The organism is Nostoc sp. KVJ3 (genome assembly GCF_026127265.1).
In the GTDB taxonomy this organism is placed as follows: domain Bacteria; phylum Cyanobacteriota; class Cyanobacteriia; order Cyanobacteriales; family Nostocaceae; genus Nostoc.
Window position 1 is genome coordinate 2,218,458 of sequence record NZ_WWFG01000001.1, and the last position, 16,269, is coordinate 2,234,726.

A 16,269-nucleotide genomic window follows, 5' to 3' on the forward strand; every position below is an offset into this window, starting at 1 on the left:
AAAAAATAGTCATCTGGCATCCTTTATTAGTCTTGGTATTACCAAATCAATGAGTAAATGCCAACTTTTGTTAGCTATAATTTATGAATTTTTTATTTTGAATTCCTAAAAAATATGATTATCAAATTTTTACGCAGTTTCCACCATAAAATTCTCTATCTCTTCCTTAGCGTCCTTGGCGTACTTGGCGGTTCGTTAAAAAAAATTACCCATTCCTCACGCCAGAAAAGAAGAATACAGTTTATTCTTCTCTTTACATTCATGCTAACGATGACAGGGTGTAATTTTTTTGGTATCAACTCAAATAAAGAACAACTCCCAGCAGTATCCCCACTCACACCACCAAAATTACCAGACTGGATTGAACAAATAAGTCCCATCGGCGATGCAAAGCCTCTCAACCAAATCCGCATCCGTTTTAAAGAAGCTTTAATCCCAGTTGAAAGTCTCGACAGTCCAGAACAACAGAAACTATTAGAAAAATTTGCACTTTGGCCGCCTTTACCCGGTCAATTTCGCTTTTTGACACCGCGCATGGTAGGTTTTCAAGCTGAAAAAGCATTGCCAATAGCGACAAGATTTCAAGTTACTCTCAAAGCAGGTTTAGCCGACTTAAAAAACCATCGACTAGACAAAGATTTACCTTGGACTTTCAACACTGAATCTATTAACCTGACTAATTTACCCGGTGTCAATCCCATTGAGAAGGCTGATATCGAACCAATTGATTTACAAGAAAAGCTACACTTTACTTCCAATGTAGAATTAAATTTAGCTTCTGTGCAAGAGCATTTACAGTTAATTCCTGAAAGTAAAAATCAAGGTATAGGTTTTAAAGTTGAATTAGACAAAGAAGAAAAACCAGTAAAAGAAAATGAAGACCCTTTAGAAAAATTAGACCCTTCAGCACGCAACTGGTTTTATAATCTCATTCCCCAGCAAAATCTCGAAAAGGCAACCCCTTATCGCCTAGTCTTTTCTCCCGGAATACGTCCTGCTTATGGCAATCTCGCTACAGAGAAAGAATTTGTCAGTAAGTTAGCAACTTATTCGCCTTTAGCATTCCAGAAAATTAACTTTTACGGACAGCCAGATTCAGGGGGAACATTTGGGAGATTTATTAAAGGCAGCCCCCAGCTAGAATTTAATAACGTCTTACTGCCAGATTCAGCTAAAGAAAGTATTACCATTAATCCAGCACCGAAAGATATTTCGAGAATCATCCAAATAAATGATGAAGATAAAATTGTCGGCATCAATCCTTATGCGCTAGAACCTGCCAAAACTTATACAATTACTATCGGTGGAAATCTCAAAGATAAGTTTGGACAGACTTTGGGTAAACCTGTCACACTTAAATATGATACTGGAGATTTAGCCGGTGATATCTGGGTACCATCAGATTTAAATATTTTTCCCACAGATAAAAATTTGCAGCTAAATATTAGTACTGGAAATCTGCCAGAATCTAAATATAAAGCAGCTTATCGAGCAATTAAACCGACAGATTTAGTTTATTTTAATAATAGTAATGATTTATTACCCCAACCTTCTAATTGGCAAAGCTTTCAGGTATCGGGTAAGAAAAATCAATCAGTTGATATTGCTGTTCCTCTGCGGGAAAAAATAAGTGCAGCTACGGGAATGTTAGCTTATGGAGTACAAGCCCGTACTAATAAATATCAGGAGAACGGTAAGGAACTGTGGCGAGAACCTACGACTTATGGAATGGTTGAATTAACGAATTTGGGCGTATTTACTCAGTGGTTTCCTGAATCAGGCTTAATTCGTGTCAATCATTTGACAGATGGTTCGCCAGTTACAGCAGCTACTGTGGAAATTTATCAATCAAAATTACAAGCAAAATCTCGCCCCGAACCAGTACCTTGTACAACAGGTAAAACTGATGAAAATGGGATTTTTAGAATTGTTCGTGAAGGATTACAGCAATGTTATTCTGGAAATGAAAGTTCTAGTAAATCACCACAATTATTAGTAATTGCCCGTGAAAACCAAGATTGGGCATTTGCTAGAACCGAAGAGTATAGCGGTGTTTATGGCTACGGTATTGATGCAGGTTGGCAAGATAGTAAGCCAGAATCACGCGGAGTAATTTTTTCAGATAGACAGTTATATCAACCAGGTGAAAAAGCTTGGTTAACTGGGTTTGCTGGCTTCTTGCAAAATGGCATAATCCAGCAAGATAAAAATGCTGTTTATCAATTAACTTTGGTAAATCCTGATGGACAAAAGACCAACTTAGGTACACAAACTACAAATGAATTTGGCACGTTTTCTCTGGAATTACCAATTAAAACTACTCAGCGCTTAGGCTACCATACAATTCAAGCTAAGGGTAAGAATGGACAAGAACTTTCTGGAGAATTTCGGGTAGCTGAGTTTAAGCCACCCAATTTTAAAGTCGAACTCAACCTAGATAAAGAATTTGCTTATATTGACGATAAAGTTGATATTAATGCTACCAGTAATTATTTGTTTGGTGCGCCTGTAGAAGGTGGAGAAGCAAAATATTTTATTACTCGTCAACAGGCTAATTTTATTCCCAAAGGTTGGGACGAATTTACTTTTGGTAGACAATGGTTATGGCCGGAAGAATCTCCTAGTGTATCTAGTGATGTCTTGCAAAATAATGCCCAGCTAGATGCTAATGGTAAAAGTAGTCAAACGGTGAGTGTGGCTAATGATTTACCATATCCCATGACTTACCAAGTAGATGTGCAAGTTGCAGATGTTTCTAATCTATCTGTAGCGAATTCCAAAACTTTTACAGCCTTACCGAGTAATCGTCTAATTGGGTTAAAAAGTAATTTTATTAGTGATGCTGGTAAGGCTTTTCCTATCGATGTGATTGTTACTGATCCTACAGGGAAACCGATAACAGGTCAACAAGTCCGGCTGGAATTACAAGAAATTAAATATAGTAGCGTCACCCAATTAGTTGAAGGTAGCCGAACGCCAAAAAATCAAGTTGAATATAAAACAGTCGGACAAGCAGAAATTACATCTGCTAGCAATCCGCAATCGGTAAGTTTGACAGCACCAGAATCTGGTTCATACCGAATTAGAGTTAATTTTAGTGATGCCAAATCCGAATTAAGTGCCACAGATTTACAAATTTGGGCAACTGGAGAAAATCCAGTTTTTTGGGGTTCCAAAGAAAAAGATGTCTTAGAGGTTAAGCTAGATAAAAAAGAGTTTAAACCTGGTGAAACTGCTACTGTACTAATTCAATCTCCCTATCCAGATGCAGAATTGTACTTTGCTGTGATTAAAGACAAACCTCTTTATCAGCAGATTACCAAAGTTCAGGGAGGCACACCACAAATTCAGTTTAAAGTTACACCAGAAATGCTACCAAATGCAGCTATCGAAGCTGTATTAGTCAGACAAGGTAAACCTATAAGCCAAGTAGAAGCGGGAAGTTTAGATAACTTGGTGAAGATTGGTTTTACTCCTTTTAAAGTTAACTTAGAAGATAAGTATTTAAAACTGCAAGTTAAGCCAGTACAAGCATCATTAGAACCTGGTGCGGAAGCAACAGTACAGCTAGAACTAAAGGATAATCAAGGTAATCCCACCAAAGGACAGTTTACAGTCATGGTGGTAAATGAAGCGGTGTTACAACTTTCTGGTTATCGCCCGCCAGATTTGGTGGATACAGTTTATGCAGAACAGACAATATCTACCCGCTTTAGTGATAATCGCCCAGATGTTATATTACAAGCACAAGATGTAGCTAAACCCAAGGGTTGGGGTTATGGTGGTGGTTTCTCAACTGGTGCAGCAAATACTCGCACTCGCACCGATTTTAAAGCCTTAGCTTACTACAACGGTTCTGTTCTCACCGATGCAAATGGGAATGCACAGATAACCTTTAAACTCCCGGATGACTTAACTACATGGCGAGTTATGGCTGTGGCCACCGATGGAAATCTGCGTTTCGGGAATGGAGATGCGACCTTTATCACCACCAAGCCACTACTAACTAATGCCATTTTGCCACAATTTGCCCGTCCAGGCGATCGCATCCTTGCCGGTTTATCAGTCACCAACAACACCGGGAATCCAGGAAATCTCTCAATAAATGGCGAACTTAGCGGTACGGTGAAGTTTGCTGACAAAAACCCCACCGCAACTTCTTTACAAACCAAAGCTGAATCTGCAACTCACGCTTATCGCTTTCCAATGTTGGCGGATAGCGTCGGAGTCGGTAAAGTTCGCTTTACCACTCAGCTAAATGGTACAGCCGCAGATGCTTTTGAAGTACCTTTGGAAATTAAGCCAGTTGAAATTACAGAACAAGTCGTTGAATCTGGTGTCACTGAAAAACAGGTAAAAATTCCCCTGAATGTTGATAAAAATACCTTCCCTGATGCGGGAGGTTTAGATATTCAGTTGGCGAGTAGCTTGATTCCAGAGATTCAAGCACCAGCAAAGCAAGTTTTAGAAGATAATGATTTACCGTTCACAGAACCGGCTGCGAGTCAATTAATGATTGCAGCTAATTTGCAAACTCTCACCCAAAAATATGGTCAAAAATTTGCAGAATTTAATCCTAGCCAACAGGGAAATCAAGCAATTGAAAAATTACAAAAACTTCAAATCGCCGATGGTGGTTTTGCTGCTTTCCCCGGACAGGAAAAATCTGACCCTTGGGTTTCTGCTTATGCGGGTGAATCTTTGGCTAAAGCAAGTCAGGTGTTCCCTAATTTAGTCGATGCTGGAATGCTATCTCGCCTGAAAACTTATCTGCAAAAAGTTCTGGCGAATCCTGGAGAATACGATTTTTGCAAACAACTACTCTGTAAAAGACAACTGCAAATTAACGCTTTAATTGCCCTAGCAGATTTAGGAGATAAACGCAATACTTTCCTCGCAGATATTAATGAACAGCGTAATAATTTTGATTTAGTAACTCAAATTAAACTAGCGCGATACTTATCTCAATTCCCAGAATGGCAAAATGAATCTCAACAATTAGTGAACAAGCTGCAACAGAATATCTATGAAACTGGTCGCGCAGCAGTTGTGAGTTTACCACCTAGTTGGGGATGGATGAGTTCATCTACGACGACGCAAGCGCAAGCTTTACGCCTATTTATTGCCAAACGAAGTAAACCCGAAGTTATAGATAAATTATTTCAAAGTCTTCTCGCACTCCGACGGGATGGCACATGGCAAACTAACTATAATAATGCCCAAGCATTAACAGCTTTAGTAGATTATAGTCAACTACAACCCACACCACCTAATTTTGTTGCCACAGTACAATTAGCTGGTAAAAAGTTAGGAGAAAATCGCTTTGATGGCTACAAAAATCCTAGTTTACAAATCAATGTACCAATGAATCAATTACCTCGCGATCGTAATGATTTAACCCTGGAAAAATCAGGTAATGGCACTTTACACTATCTGGTTGCTTATAATTATCGCTTGCAAGGAAATCAACCAGGCAGATTTAACGGTTTACGCATAACACGAGAAATTAGTCAAGTAAATCAAGAGAAAGTTTTACAAAAAACAGGTCTTTACGCTTTCGATAAACCCTTGACTTTAGCCTCTGGACAGGTGTTTGATATTGGTTTAGAAATCATCGCCGATCGCACCGTGGATCATATAGTAATAAAAGATCCACTACCAGCAGGTTTTGAGGCGGTTGATGCAAGTTTTCAAACCACCACAGCTGCATTGCAAGCAAAAGCCGATAGCTGGGAACTTGGGTTTAAGAATGTGTATCGCGATCGCATTATCGCCTATGCCGACCACCTGGAACCAGGAGTTTACAGCTTGCATTACTTAGTCCGTTCTGTCACCCCTGGGACATTTTCCTGGCCTGGTGCAGAAGTTCACCTGCAATATGCACCAGAAGAATTTGGGCGTACTGCTGAGTCTACATTGATATTGGAGGATGGAAAGTAATTATTTATGGCATCTTTGGCTACAACAAATTTAAAAATCTTCACTTTAATAATGATACAAATACATTGGTAGGGCTATGGCATTGCCATGCCCTTATACCAATTCTGTATAAAGATGCGCCAAATTATATAAGGAACGAACCGCAAAGGGCGCAAAGGACACAAAGGAAGAAAGAAAATTTGGTGCAGCCTCACAAAGAAATGGTATTACGAGAAACCTATCTGTATCAGGGTTTTCGTGAATTGGTACGAGGACTAATTTATAGTTGTCAAATTAACTTTGATAATCACGTCATTGAAATCCTTGTCGCCACCACCAGACAAATCCTCAAAGCCAAAAGCGTTACTTTCTAACAGGCGAATGTGATCCGACTGATCGGAATTAGCACCTAAGAATGGGAAATAAACCGCCGGAGCATTAGAATTGTTATTTAAAACCGCATCAGGTCTAGCATTAACAATGATAAAGGGAACAAAAATCGCGCCAGGTTGGAAAGTACCACTGTAAGTAGCACTACCTTGATTACTCACACTCAAATCAATACCAGCAACCCGACTACGCACAGCAGCCTGAGTATAACCAGCCTGTCCTGTGAGAATATCAGCCTTGCCGTCACCATTGGTATCAATCCCACCCTGAACATCAGTCACCTGATAAAAGCCGACGTAATCGTTGTAAGATGCCTCTCTGTAAACGTTAAATTCAGCTTTCACTGATTGTTTGACATCTCGCAAATCAATCACTTGTCCTTGAAATTGACCTTGGAGATTTGTACCCAAAGGTAAAGGTTGATTTGTCTGGGTAATTTTCACTACCAAATCATTAAAATCTGTGGAACTGTTACCATAAGCACTCTTCCAAGCTAGAGAGAAACTATTGTCACCCAAATCTGTAATTTTTTGGGTTGAGACACTAGAAAACAGTAATTTACCGATGGAGTTAGGATTATTGCGTACAGAATCAAGGCTACCGTCTTGGACTAATAAGAATCTAAAATTCTCACCAGAATTCAATCCCAGCAGTCTACTCAGATTATTAGGTTGAAAGCCATTAGGGGTATTAGCGATCGCAGATAAAATTACCTCTGAGCGATCTAAGGCGGCTTTGGCATAACCTTCAGCACCAGGAGCAATACCGTTAATCGTACCTTTATCATCATCAACAGTAAATAAAGCCAGTTCATTCACCAGTTTAGAACTGTTACCAGTAAGTTGAATTTGCAGTGTGGTTTTGACATCCTGACAAGTGATCTTGAAGACATCATCACTTGGTTTAGTAAGACGGGTGGGTATTTGGTCAACATTAATAGTCAATAACTTATCAAAGGTGAGACCACCACCATCAGTAGTGCGGACGAGGATTTTGTAACTAGACTTAGTTTTAAAGTCTGGAGAATCTTTGATTTTGAGGGTATTGCCATCAATGGTGAAGGCATTATTATCAGTATCGTCAATTCCGGGAACTAAGTTGTATGTGAAATGATCGTTTTCATCTGGGTCGGTACTGCTGAATGTGCCGATGACAGTGCTGGCTGGTGCTTTATCTTTGACATCAGTCTTATCTAATGCCAAATCTGTCGGGTTGTCATTGATATTGTTGACATTAACAACAAACTTGCGAGTAGTGATTTTATCACCATCACTGACATTGAGACTGATTGTAGCTTGACCATATTTAGTAGCAGCAGGTGTGACTTTGACAGTGCGATCGCTTCCTGTACCACTAATTACAATACCCTTATTGGGGATTAAATCTGGGTTGGATGAGCTTGCTGTCACCGTCAAATTACTAGCAGCAGTTTCCGAGTCACCAATGCTAAAAGGAATTGCATCTGTGGCGGTATCCTGATTAATGGTTTGGTTGAGAATATCACCGCTAGTAGTAACTTTGACAAATGCCAAGTTGCTATTCGTACCAGCTGATGGTGTATCATCTCCCAAGAAGAGGAAATTCGGTTTTTCGTAGACATCAGGTATGGGAAATGGTATGGTAGCAGCAGTGTAATTCCGTACTCTACCTGTCAATTTGGCGACACCATCAGCAAATAGGGTGTAGTAATCGCCCAAAACTGCCAAATCGTAATTTACCACTGTTGTAGTAGTGTTAACATCTACTCCTTCGGCTTGGGTGAATAGGGTTTTGTATGGATTAGCAGAAGTATCAGGTTCCAGACCCGGATTTATTTGTGTTGTGCCGTCATCCTGGGCAAAAATCCGGTTAGTGAGGAAACCTAATTCAATACCCTTTTTGTCTTTATCCAGAGCAATGACGCTAAACCCAGCGCGATCTGGTTTGCCATCACTATTCTTATCGGCACTTGCAGCTAAAGTTTGAGAATTTACCTGTAACCCAAAGGAGACAACAAACCCACCATTCCGGTCAAGGGTGGGGAAGAGAGGATTTAAAGGGTCAGGGGTTAAAGATGTTCCAGTGATAGTGATACCGTAGTTGGTATAACCAGCATAGGCTGTATTATTGGTCGTTAAATTAGTTGTATTATTTGTAGCAGAAGTGGTCGCAGTACCAGGCTGTGCAAGAGCTTGATAAGCAAACCAAGGTGCATTTTTAGCTGCACCTGAAGAATCAGGTTTCTTAGCAGTACTACCGTCGTAAAGAACTAGTGTATTGCCAACACTGGGTGCATCGTTAACAGCAGTTACTTGGACTGTTTTGGTGACAGATGTACTTTTACTTCCAGTGTCATCGGTCAAAACTATCTCTACGGTACGGTCAACAGTGGCAGGATTTTTAGAAGTGTTAGCAAAAGTAATATTACGTACTAAAGCTTGAGTTGCTGCTTCAGTAGCGGCAGAATTCAGGTTAATGACTAAACTCTCAGTACCAATACCGCCACTAAAATTGCCAATTTTGGTGCTGCCGTAATAAATTTCCCTACCATCGAGGTTAATTTCAGTTCCCCCGATGCCTTGATTGCGAATACTCAAGCGATCGTCTGCTGTTCCCCCAGTGGTGAAGCGGACTGTGAGATTACCTGTATTGAAGTTAGGTGAGTCAATATCGGTGACAGTTGCACCTAAATCTAAAACAGTTGCGGCGGAGTTTTCAGTATAGGAAATACTACCACCAGGTAGAGAGATGATTGGGGCAATGTTAGAAGGAGCCATCAGCACGGAAGTGTATGCTGACTGCAACGCTTTTGAAAATGCCAAAGGCGACTTAATCAAACCCGTTGTCACTTCTAAGTTCCAATCTGCCCCAGCCGCAGCACTGCCGGTTAAGTTATTAGAAGCGGCGACATTTGCTCCCGTTAACTGACTCAGTTGCTCAACAAATGCAATTCCTTCCTCACCTTGAGCAACATCACACCCATACAGCAAAATATCGGCATCTTCGGTGAGCGCACTTTGCCAAATCTCGAACTGACTGTCATGGCTTTGCAACTGAGAGTGGGTTAACCAGCTATTGCCTAACTTTAATCCACTAGACTTTCCGTGGGAGACAATGTGAATGGCACTAATCTGACTGTAGCTTTTGAGAATATCGTTGATTTGTTCAATCCCACTGTTGTCACTATCCAGAATAAATACTTTTGACTGGATGTCTATTCCTTTGATGAGGCTTTGTTTGTCTTCAACAGCTGCGTCAATAAAAACAAGAGACTGACTCATAGTTCTACTTAGTTAAGTTTTGAAAAATTGTTGGAGAATTTAGGGCAGTTAATACCATCAGTGAAAGGTTAAGATAAAGTTACTGTAGTTTCTTAGTAATAATACTTAGACTGCGGGAAAAGAGGTATTTATTTAAATTTTTAGGTCAGTTATGGTACAAGAGACTTACAGCAGAATTCAAGATTTGAACCACGTCTTTCGTAAGGGCACAGGAATGTTCCCTAGGGCGTGGTATATTTAACTGAAAATAGCTGTAATGATGCGTAATCTGAATACACATCAGTATCGTTTGCCCAAAAATTGTCTTTCTATTGAGAATTTTTCGGTATCTTTAAGTATTATTAATTACTCAAAATAAAAATAGTGTGTAGCCTTAACCTCTCACAAATCGTATTCTTTGGTATATCGGAGAATTTAAGTACCAAAATATATCAAAAACTCATAATTAAGTTCAGTAAAATTACTGCTTTAAATTAAGTCTGCATTATCCAGAACCCTTGTAGATACGCGAAGCAGGGTAGGACACAAAGGGAAGAGAATTGAAAAGGGTTTTCGTGTCAGTCCCGTATATTTTTGCCAAATTTGGTATGCTCCCATATTTTGAGCGTCACGGGCTGACTTTTGATGAAGAAAAATTGAGTGCTTTTATAGGAGATAAACAGGGAAGTTGAAAGACAGGCGATCGCACCAATTCATGGTAAACCAAATTTGTATCTTTCGTTACTGCCAACTATATACTGCTCAACAAGTTACGATCAATTAAGAAGTAATAATTTTCTACGGCACTGCCAGGAGTCTCTATAATGTTCATCAATGAATTGTCACCTATATTCAAAGAATTTATCCAGTATCCAGCCTCATTTGTGGGTGGGTTCTTCTCTGGTGTACTTCGGCTCAATCTTGCAGATGATCCTGTTAAAAGCTGGCTAGATCGCAAGAGCCGCTCAAATAGTTGCACCAGTAGTACAACAGATGCACATAATGGCAAAGCTACAGGGCCTCAACAGATTTCGATTGACTAAATTTTCGGGTAATCGCAAATCTAGTTAATTATTTTGGTGACAGACTCCTAGACTGTATGCCTGCATCAATCTAGGAGTCTGTCATCCACATTAAGAGATATATAGGCAAGGAAATATGGAATCCCTAACCTCTCGTATGCAGGGTGTACAGTCGCCAATTATTCCTGTGGTTGGGGAACTGATTAAAAACTCTCCTGGAACAATATCTCTAGGACAGGGTGTTGTTTATTACAATCCACCACCGGAAGCCATAGAATTTTTACCCAAATACTTATCGGAACCAACTAATAATCTATACAAATCAGTTGAGGGAATTCCCCCATTGCTGACAGCACTTGCAGGAAAATTGCAAGCCTTTAACGGCATTGAAATCAATGAGGAAAACTGCATTGTCGTGACAGCCGGGAGCAATATGGGATTTATGAATGCCATTCTTGCTATAACTAACCCAGGCGATGAAATTATTCTGAATACACCTTATTATTTCAACCATGAAATGGCGATCGCAATGGCTGGTTGTCGTGCGGTATTAGTGGCGACGGATGAAAATTACCAACTATGCCCAGAAGCGATCGCTCAAGCAATTACTCCCAAAACACGGGCTGTAGTGACAATTTCACCAAATAATCCGACTGGAGTCGTCTATTCAGAAGCAGCATTGCGCCAAGTAAATCAAATTTGTAGCGATTATAGCATCTACCACATCAGCGATGAAGCCTATGAATATTTTACCTATAACGGAGTAAAACACTTTTCCCCTGGTGCATTTGGGAATAGTAGTGAATACACAATTTCTCTATTTAGCCTTTCCAAAGCATACGGGTTTGCAAGTTGGCGCATTGGCTACATGGTGATTCCCAAACACTTATTTGTCGCCATCAAAAAAGTCCAGGATACGATTTTGATTTGTCCGCCAGTAATTTCTCAATATGCAGCTTTAGGGGCATTGCAAGCAAAAGAGGAGTATTTGCAGAGTAATATAGGTGCAATTGCTCAAGTGCGGCAAGTAGTAATCGATTCCCTTAACCGTCTACAAGGTTTATGTAACATAATACCTGTGAATGGTGCTTTCTATTTTTTCCTCAAAATTAATACCCAGATGGATGCTTTTGAGTTAGTTAAAAGACTAATCCAAGAACATAAAGTAGCAGTTATTCCAGGTACAACCTTTGGGATGGATGACGGATGCTACCTGCGCGTTGCTTATGGGGCACTGCAAAAAGAGACAGCAAAAGAAGGTATAGAAAGATTAGTGCAAGGTTTGGAAACTATTGTTGGTTAAACTGCACAAAATCAAATTTGGTGAGACAAGAGGCTGAAGCCTCTTGTTCTATGCAACCTCATGGCTAATCGGTGTGACACTTCTCCGACCTAAAGGTACGGGTTTTAAACCCAATTTTCTGATAAATTGCACATTGAATTAACTCTGCGTTTTTTATTGTCCAGAATTCGTTGAAGAGGACTGTGGTTCACCTGAGACAGGGACATTACCAGAGTTAGCTGGTGTTTCTGGTTGATTTAGCGTTTGTGACTTCAGTGTTTGTACTAGATTATTTGTAGAATCTGAAGTTTGAGAGGGAGTAGCTGTTTGACTAGCTTGAGGTTGCTGTTGTCCACTTTTCTGGGCAATTTGCTGCATTAGCTGTTCAATTTTCTCAGCTTGCTCAATGTTTCCTTGCTCCTGATACTCCTTATGGGCACGTTTCAATACTTCACTAGCTTTCTTGATGTCGCCCTGATTATATAAAGTTACTCCCAAGTTATAGTAAGCTGAGGCGTTTTTAGGATTTAGGCGAATAGCTTGCTGATAAACAGAAATAGCCTCAGAAGCTTGACCATGAACTGCCAGTAAACTTGCCATGTTGTTGTAGGCTGTAGCATTTTTAGGATCTAGCTGTAAAGCTTGGCGATAGGTGGCGATCGCAGACTCTGTTTGACCTTGTTGTTGCAAGGCGAGCGCTAAGTTAAAATAAGCGTTGGCATTGCTACTATCTAAATTAATTGCTTGCTGGTATGCTGCGATCGCTTCCTGTAACTGTCCTTGTTCATACAGCAACAAACCCAGATTATACAGCGCTGCTACCCTCGTAGGATCTATCACAAGACTCTGCCGATAAGCCGTAATCGCTGCTTCTTTTTCTCCTTGTCGGTGCAATACTAACCCTAAGTTGTAATAAGCTTCGCTAAGATTGGGATTAACTTTAATCGCCTCTGTATATTCTTGTAAAGCTACATCTAGGCGATTTTGTTCCATGAATATATTACCCAGATAATTTAGCGCTGCCCCAATGGTAGGATCTCGCTGTAACGCTTGACGAAAGGCGTATTCTGCACCCTGTAAGTCTCTACGATTATAGCGCGTGACTCCCTGCTGGAAAAAGCTAGCAGCTTCGAGATTCTGAGAAATTGCGGTTTCTGCTAGCAGCTTACTTTCTGGCAAATTAGTAATTGCTGGTGCAGCTAAGAGCAAAAACACAGAACAGCTACAGAGTAAATGTAACAACGGAGAAAATAGGAATTTTTCAGACATGAATCACAGACCTATACTTATTTTTCACTCCTCATAAGTCAGAGTACCCATCACGAAAGAAAAAATTCCAAATTTACAACTTTTGTACAGACGCGATTCATCGCGTCTCTCCTAATTCCTAACTTCCACAGCTTCCGGTAAAATTAGCATGGCATCGCCGAATGAATAAAAGCGATATGCAGAAGCGATCGCTTCGTTGTATATATTCAATAAGCGTTGTCTGCCAATTAGCGCACTTACCAACATCAGCAAACTAGAACGTGGTAGATGAAAATTGGTAATTAAACCATCCACCACCCGCCATTGGTAGCCGGGATAAATAAACAAGTCTGTTTTACCGCAAAATGGTTGTAAATTCCCAGATTGAGCCGCCCCTTCCAAAGCCCGTACTGCTGTTGTTCCCACAGCAATAATCCGACCACCAGCTGCTTTAGTGGCGCGGATTTGCTCGACTGTGGTTGTGGGGACTTCAATCCATTCTTCATGCATTTGGTGAGTAGTTACGTCTTCCACCTCCACAGGGCGAAATGTGCCGACACCGACGTGTAGAGTTACAAAAGCTTGATTGATTTTGCGATCGCGCAACTTTTGTAATAATTCTGGGGTAAAGTGTAATCCTGCCGTTGGAGCCGCGATCGCTCCTGGCCGTTTGGCATAAACTGTTTGATACTGCTCATCAGCAGCTGACGAAGCAGTTATGTACGGTGGTAGCGGGACTTCACCAAAAACCTCTAACAATTGCACCAAAGGCTTTCCCTCTGGCACATCAAATTGCAATAAACGCCCCCCAGTTGCTGCGTCTGTTGCTAAAACCGTAGCCGTGAGGAAGTGAGGGAATGAGGGGGATGAGGAGGACAAACCAATTAATTTATCTCCCCCATCTCGCCTGACTTCAAAAATAATTTTCGTTCCCTGTTTGAAGCTTTTTCCTGGCTTAACTAAAGCTAACCAACAGTTATACTGCCGTTCTTCCAACAGCAACACCTGGATTTTAGCACCAGTAGATTTATGACCATAAAGCCGCGCTGGAATAACTCTTGTATTGTTCATAATTAACAAATCACCAGAGCGTAGCAGTGTAGGCAAATCATGGAAAATGTGGTGAGATGGTACTGTTTGGATACCTGTAGTCGGAGAATTAACTACCAGTAACCGCGAACTATCTCTTGGGACTGCTGGGTTTTGGGCAATGAGTTCTGGAGGTAGTTTGTAGTCATAGCCTACTGCCGAGCAATCTAATTCCAAATCTTTTTCTTGTGAGCTAGAAGTATCTTTCAAATTGGCTTGTACTAGTTTCTGGTTTATTTTAGTATTTATACTCTCTTAAAAAAGCTGGTTTGAGCTTTACCTTATATTGGAACTTTAAGGCATCTTTGCCCAATTTTGTCGCCAGGCTATAAGATTGTTACTATTAAGTAACACGGAAAAATTAACATCAAAATTGGGTAAACCTCCCCATCTAAAAACGGGGGCTTTTACCCTACCGGGAAGAGGTACTGATTGACGAAGATAGATATGTAGGATTGGCTTTGATCCCAAGCACCAACAAACATGGAATACTTGTATTATCTGGCGAATGCCAGTCTAACCCTGAGGGTCGTTCAACACCTGCACGCTAGACCCCAGACACCAGTTTCGTTCGTCACCGTAATTCATCAAATTGATGGCTGGGTGGTTAGGATCAAACTCAAAGGTCAAGTCTCGCCCCAAGAAGATGGCGACTTTCGCGCTTTTCTAAATGAATTAGGAATTAGCTACGAGCCACCAATGAGGGTGCAAATGGCACTTTGGAGTTTAGAAGCTGGACAATGCCCTGTAGAAGTGATGCGTCGCTATCAAGTAGCGATCGTCTCTCATGGTAGTCCAGAGAGAGACGAAATCGAAGCTTTCCGGCAACAATTTGTTCGGGGCTTAGGTTACTGTCCAGAAACTTTGGCGTGATGGCATTTGGTTACAACGCCATTACAAAATTATTGGTAATTAAGATATCTTATCCATTACCAATTAACCATTCTCAATTGAAGAGTCGAAAGCTGCCAGAATATATTCTTGCAGCTTAAACTTATATCCGGCTGCCGATGAAGTAGCTAGAGCTTCCTGAGTTGCTACAACCGCAGTCTGATTTTTTGATATCCTTTGACAGTAGACAATAGCAACATCAAATCGGCAAGAATAATCTGCCTTCTCAGGGTACTGAGCTAAGAACATTCCAGCTGTCCGCGAGATTTTTGCTTGCTTTTGTGGAGTAATTGCACTTCTCCCCCTGCATCCCAACTCCCTGAACTGCGGGTTTTGACTTCAACAAATGCCAATATTGAGTGTTGAGTCCTGAGTTCTCTGACTGCGCCTCTGCTCCCATGCTCCTCCGCTCCCCCGATTCCATCATATTGGGCGATGATATCGATTTCTCCCCAACGGCTAGAAAAGCGACGATGCAGAATTATCCAACCTGTAGATTGCAACCATTGGGCAACTAGGTCTTCTCCTAAATGACCAATATTTGGATAATGGGATGGAGGAAGGTTAGCCATTGACTAAAAATATGATGAATTCTATGAATTCTAGGTTAAGCGATCGCACAAAAGGTTCTACACTCGATTCATCCCGAAGACAATTCAGGTTGAGGCATAAAAGAGACTATCACTTTTGGGCAAATATACTCAGCTTGTTTTTGTGGGGAATAGTTGGCATCACCGCAACCGTGGGTTTTGCTTCAACAGCCTTAGCACTCGAATATAATAAGGAAATTTTGGTCGAGGCTGATTTTTCAGGGCGCGATTTAACAGACTCCAGCTTTACCAAGGCTAATCTTCGTCAGAGTAACTTCAGCCATGCTAATTTGAACGGTGTCAGTTTTTTTGCCGCAAATTTGGAAGCTGCAAATTTGGAGGGTTCTGATTTAAGAAATGCCACTTTAGATTCGGCTCGTTTAGTTAGAGCAAATTTGACAAATGCGCTGTTAGAGGGTGCGTTTGCCGCTAATGCAAGATTTGATGGTGCAATCATTGACGGGGCAGATTTTACCGATACGCTGCTCCGTCCCGATGAGCAAAAAAAATTGTGCAAACTCGCCAAAGGGACTAATCCCATTACAGGGCGAGATACGCGTGACACGCTGTTTTGTCCTTAGTATTTTCTAGGTGGGCAT

General features: G+C 40.8%; 8 protein-coding genes and 1 pseudogene. 5 read left to right on the plus strand and 4 right to left on the minus strand.

Translation table 11 applies throughout. The features are described from left to right. Window positions 1-261: 261 nt before the first annotated feature. Window positions 262-5,940: an alpha-2-macroglobulin family protein gene (locus GTQ43_RS08985; protein ID WP_265273714.1), complete on the plus strand. Its 5,679-nt coding sequence runs from the start codon at window positions 262-264 to the stop codon at window positions 5,938-5,940. A 254-nt stretch (window positions 5,941-6,194) separates the two neighbouring features. On the opposite strand, the gene GTQ43_RS08990 is transcribed toward GTQ43_RS08985, so the two are convergent. Further along, window positions 6,195-9,569 carry a DUF4347 domain-containing protein gene (locus tag GTQ43_RS08990; protein WP_265272282.1) on the minus strand — a complete coding sequence of 1,125 codons (3,375 nt, stop codon included), beginning with the start codon at window positions 9,567-9,569 and terminating at the stop codon, window positions 6,195-6,197. Between the two features lie 803 nt (window positions 9,570-10,372). On the opposite strand from GTQ43_RS08990, the gene GTQ43_RS08995 reads away from it, so the two are divergent. Together GTQ43_RS08995 and GTQ43_RS09000 are read left to right on the plus strand one after the other, a co-directional pair. Continuing rightward, window positions 10,373-10,591 carry a hypothetical protein gene (locus tag GTQ43_RS08995; RefSeq protein WP_265272283.1) on the plus strand — a complete coding sequence of 73 codons (219 nt, stop codon included), beginning with the start codon at window positions 10,373-10,375 and terminating at the stop codon, window positions 10,589-10,591. A 115-nt stretch (window positions 10,592-10,706) separates the two neighbouring features. Next, complete coding sequence (locus tag GTQ43_RS09000; RefSeq protein ID WP_265272284.1) at window positions 10,707-11,873, plus strand: pyridoxal phosphate-dependent aminotransferase; 1,167 nt, start codon at window positions 10,707-10,709, stop codon at window positions 11,871-11,873. 153 nt (window positions 11,874-12,026) lie between these two features. Here the strand turns inward: GTQ43_RS09000 and GTQ43_RS09005 are convergent, their stop codons facing one another. Continuing rightward, window positions 12,027-13,121: a tetratricopeptide repeat protein gene (locus GTQ43_RS09005; RefSeq protein ID WP_265272285.1), complete on the minus strand. Its 1,095-nt coding sequence runs from the start codon at window positions 13,119-13,121 to the stop codon at window positions 12,027-12,029. A 111-nt stretch (window positions 13,122-13,232) separates the two neighbouring features. After that, window positions 13,233-14,399, minus strand: coding sequence for a tRNA preQ1(34) S-adenosylmethionine ribosyltransferase-isomerase QueA (gene queA / locus GTQ43_RS09010; protein ID WP_265272286.1), 1,167 nt, complete (start codon window positions 14,397-14,399; stop codon window positions 13,233-13,235). Between the two features lie 273 nt (window positions 14,400-14,672). Between queA and GTQ43_RS09015 the strand changes: the two genes are divergently transcribed. Then, window positions 14,673-15,062, plus strand: a complete 390-nt coding sequence (locus GTQ43_RS09015; RefSeq protein ID WP_094333021.1) for a hypothetical protein — start codon at window positions 14,673-14,675, stop codon at window positions 15,060-15,062. A gap of 63 nt (window positions 15,063-15,125) precedes the next feature. On the opposite strand, the pseudogene GTQ43_RS09020 reads toward GTQ43_RS09015, so the two are convergent. Beyond that, a pseudogene (locus tag GTQ43_RS09020) lies at window positions 15,126-15,652 on the minus strand (YraN family protein). Window positions 15,653-15,675: 23 nt separating this feature from the next. Between GTQ43_RS09020 and GTQ43_RS09025 the strand changes: the two are divergent. After that, a complete protein-coding gene (locus GTQ43_RS09025) occupies window positions 15,676-16,251 on the plus strand; it encodes a pentapeptide repeat-containing protein (RefSeq protein ID WP_265272287.1) in 576 nt (191 codons plus the stop codon). The last annotated feature ends 18 nt before the right edge of the window (window positions 16,252-16,269 follow it).

What these genes read in the sequence shown, in the direction of transcription:
- GTQ43_RS08995 (WP_265272283.1), top strand. Translation starts at nt 10,373, where the DNA reads ATGTTCATCAATGAATTGTCACCTATATTCAAAGAATTTATCCAGTAT.
- GTQ43_RS09025 (WP_265272287.1), top strand. Translation starts at nt 15,676, where the DNA reads ATGAATTCTAGGTTAAGCGATCGCACAAAAGGTTCTACACTCGATTCA.
- GTQ43_RS08985 (WP_265273714.1), top strand. Translation starts at nt 262, where the DNA reads ATGCTAACGATGACAGGGTGTAATTTTTTTGGTATCAACTCAAATAAA.
- GTQ43_RS09000 (WP_265272284.1), top strand. Translation starts at nt 10,707, where the DNA reads ATGGAATCCCTAACCTCTCGTATGCAGGGTGTACAGTCGCCAATTATT.
- GTQ43_RS08990 (WP_265272282.1), bottom strand. Translation starts at nt 9,569, where the DNA reads ATGAGTCAGTCTCTTGTTTTTATTGACGCAGCTGTTGAAGACAAACAA.
- GTQ43_RS09005 (WP_265272285.1), bottom strand. Translation starts at nt 13,121, where the DNA reads ATGTCTGAAAAATTCCTATTTTCTCCGTTGTTACATTTACTCTGTAGC.
- GTQ43_RS09015 (WP_094333021.1), top strand. Translation starts at nt 14,673, where the DNA reads ATGGAATACTTGTATTATCTGGCGAATGCCAGTCTAACCCTGAGGGTC.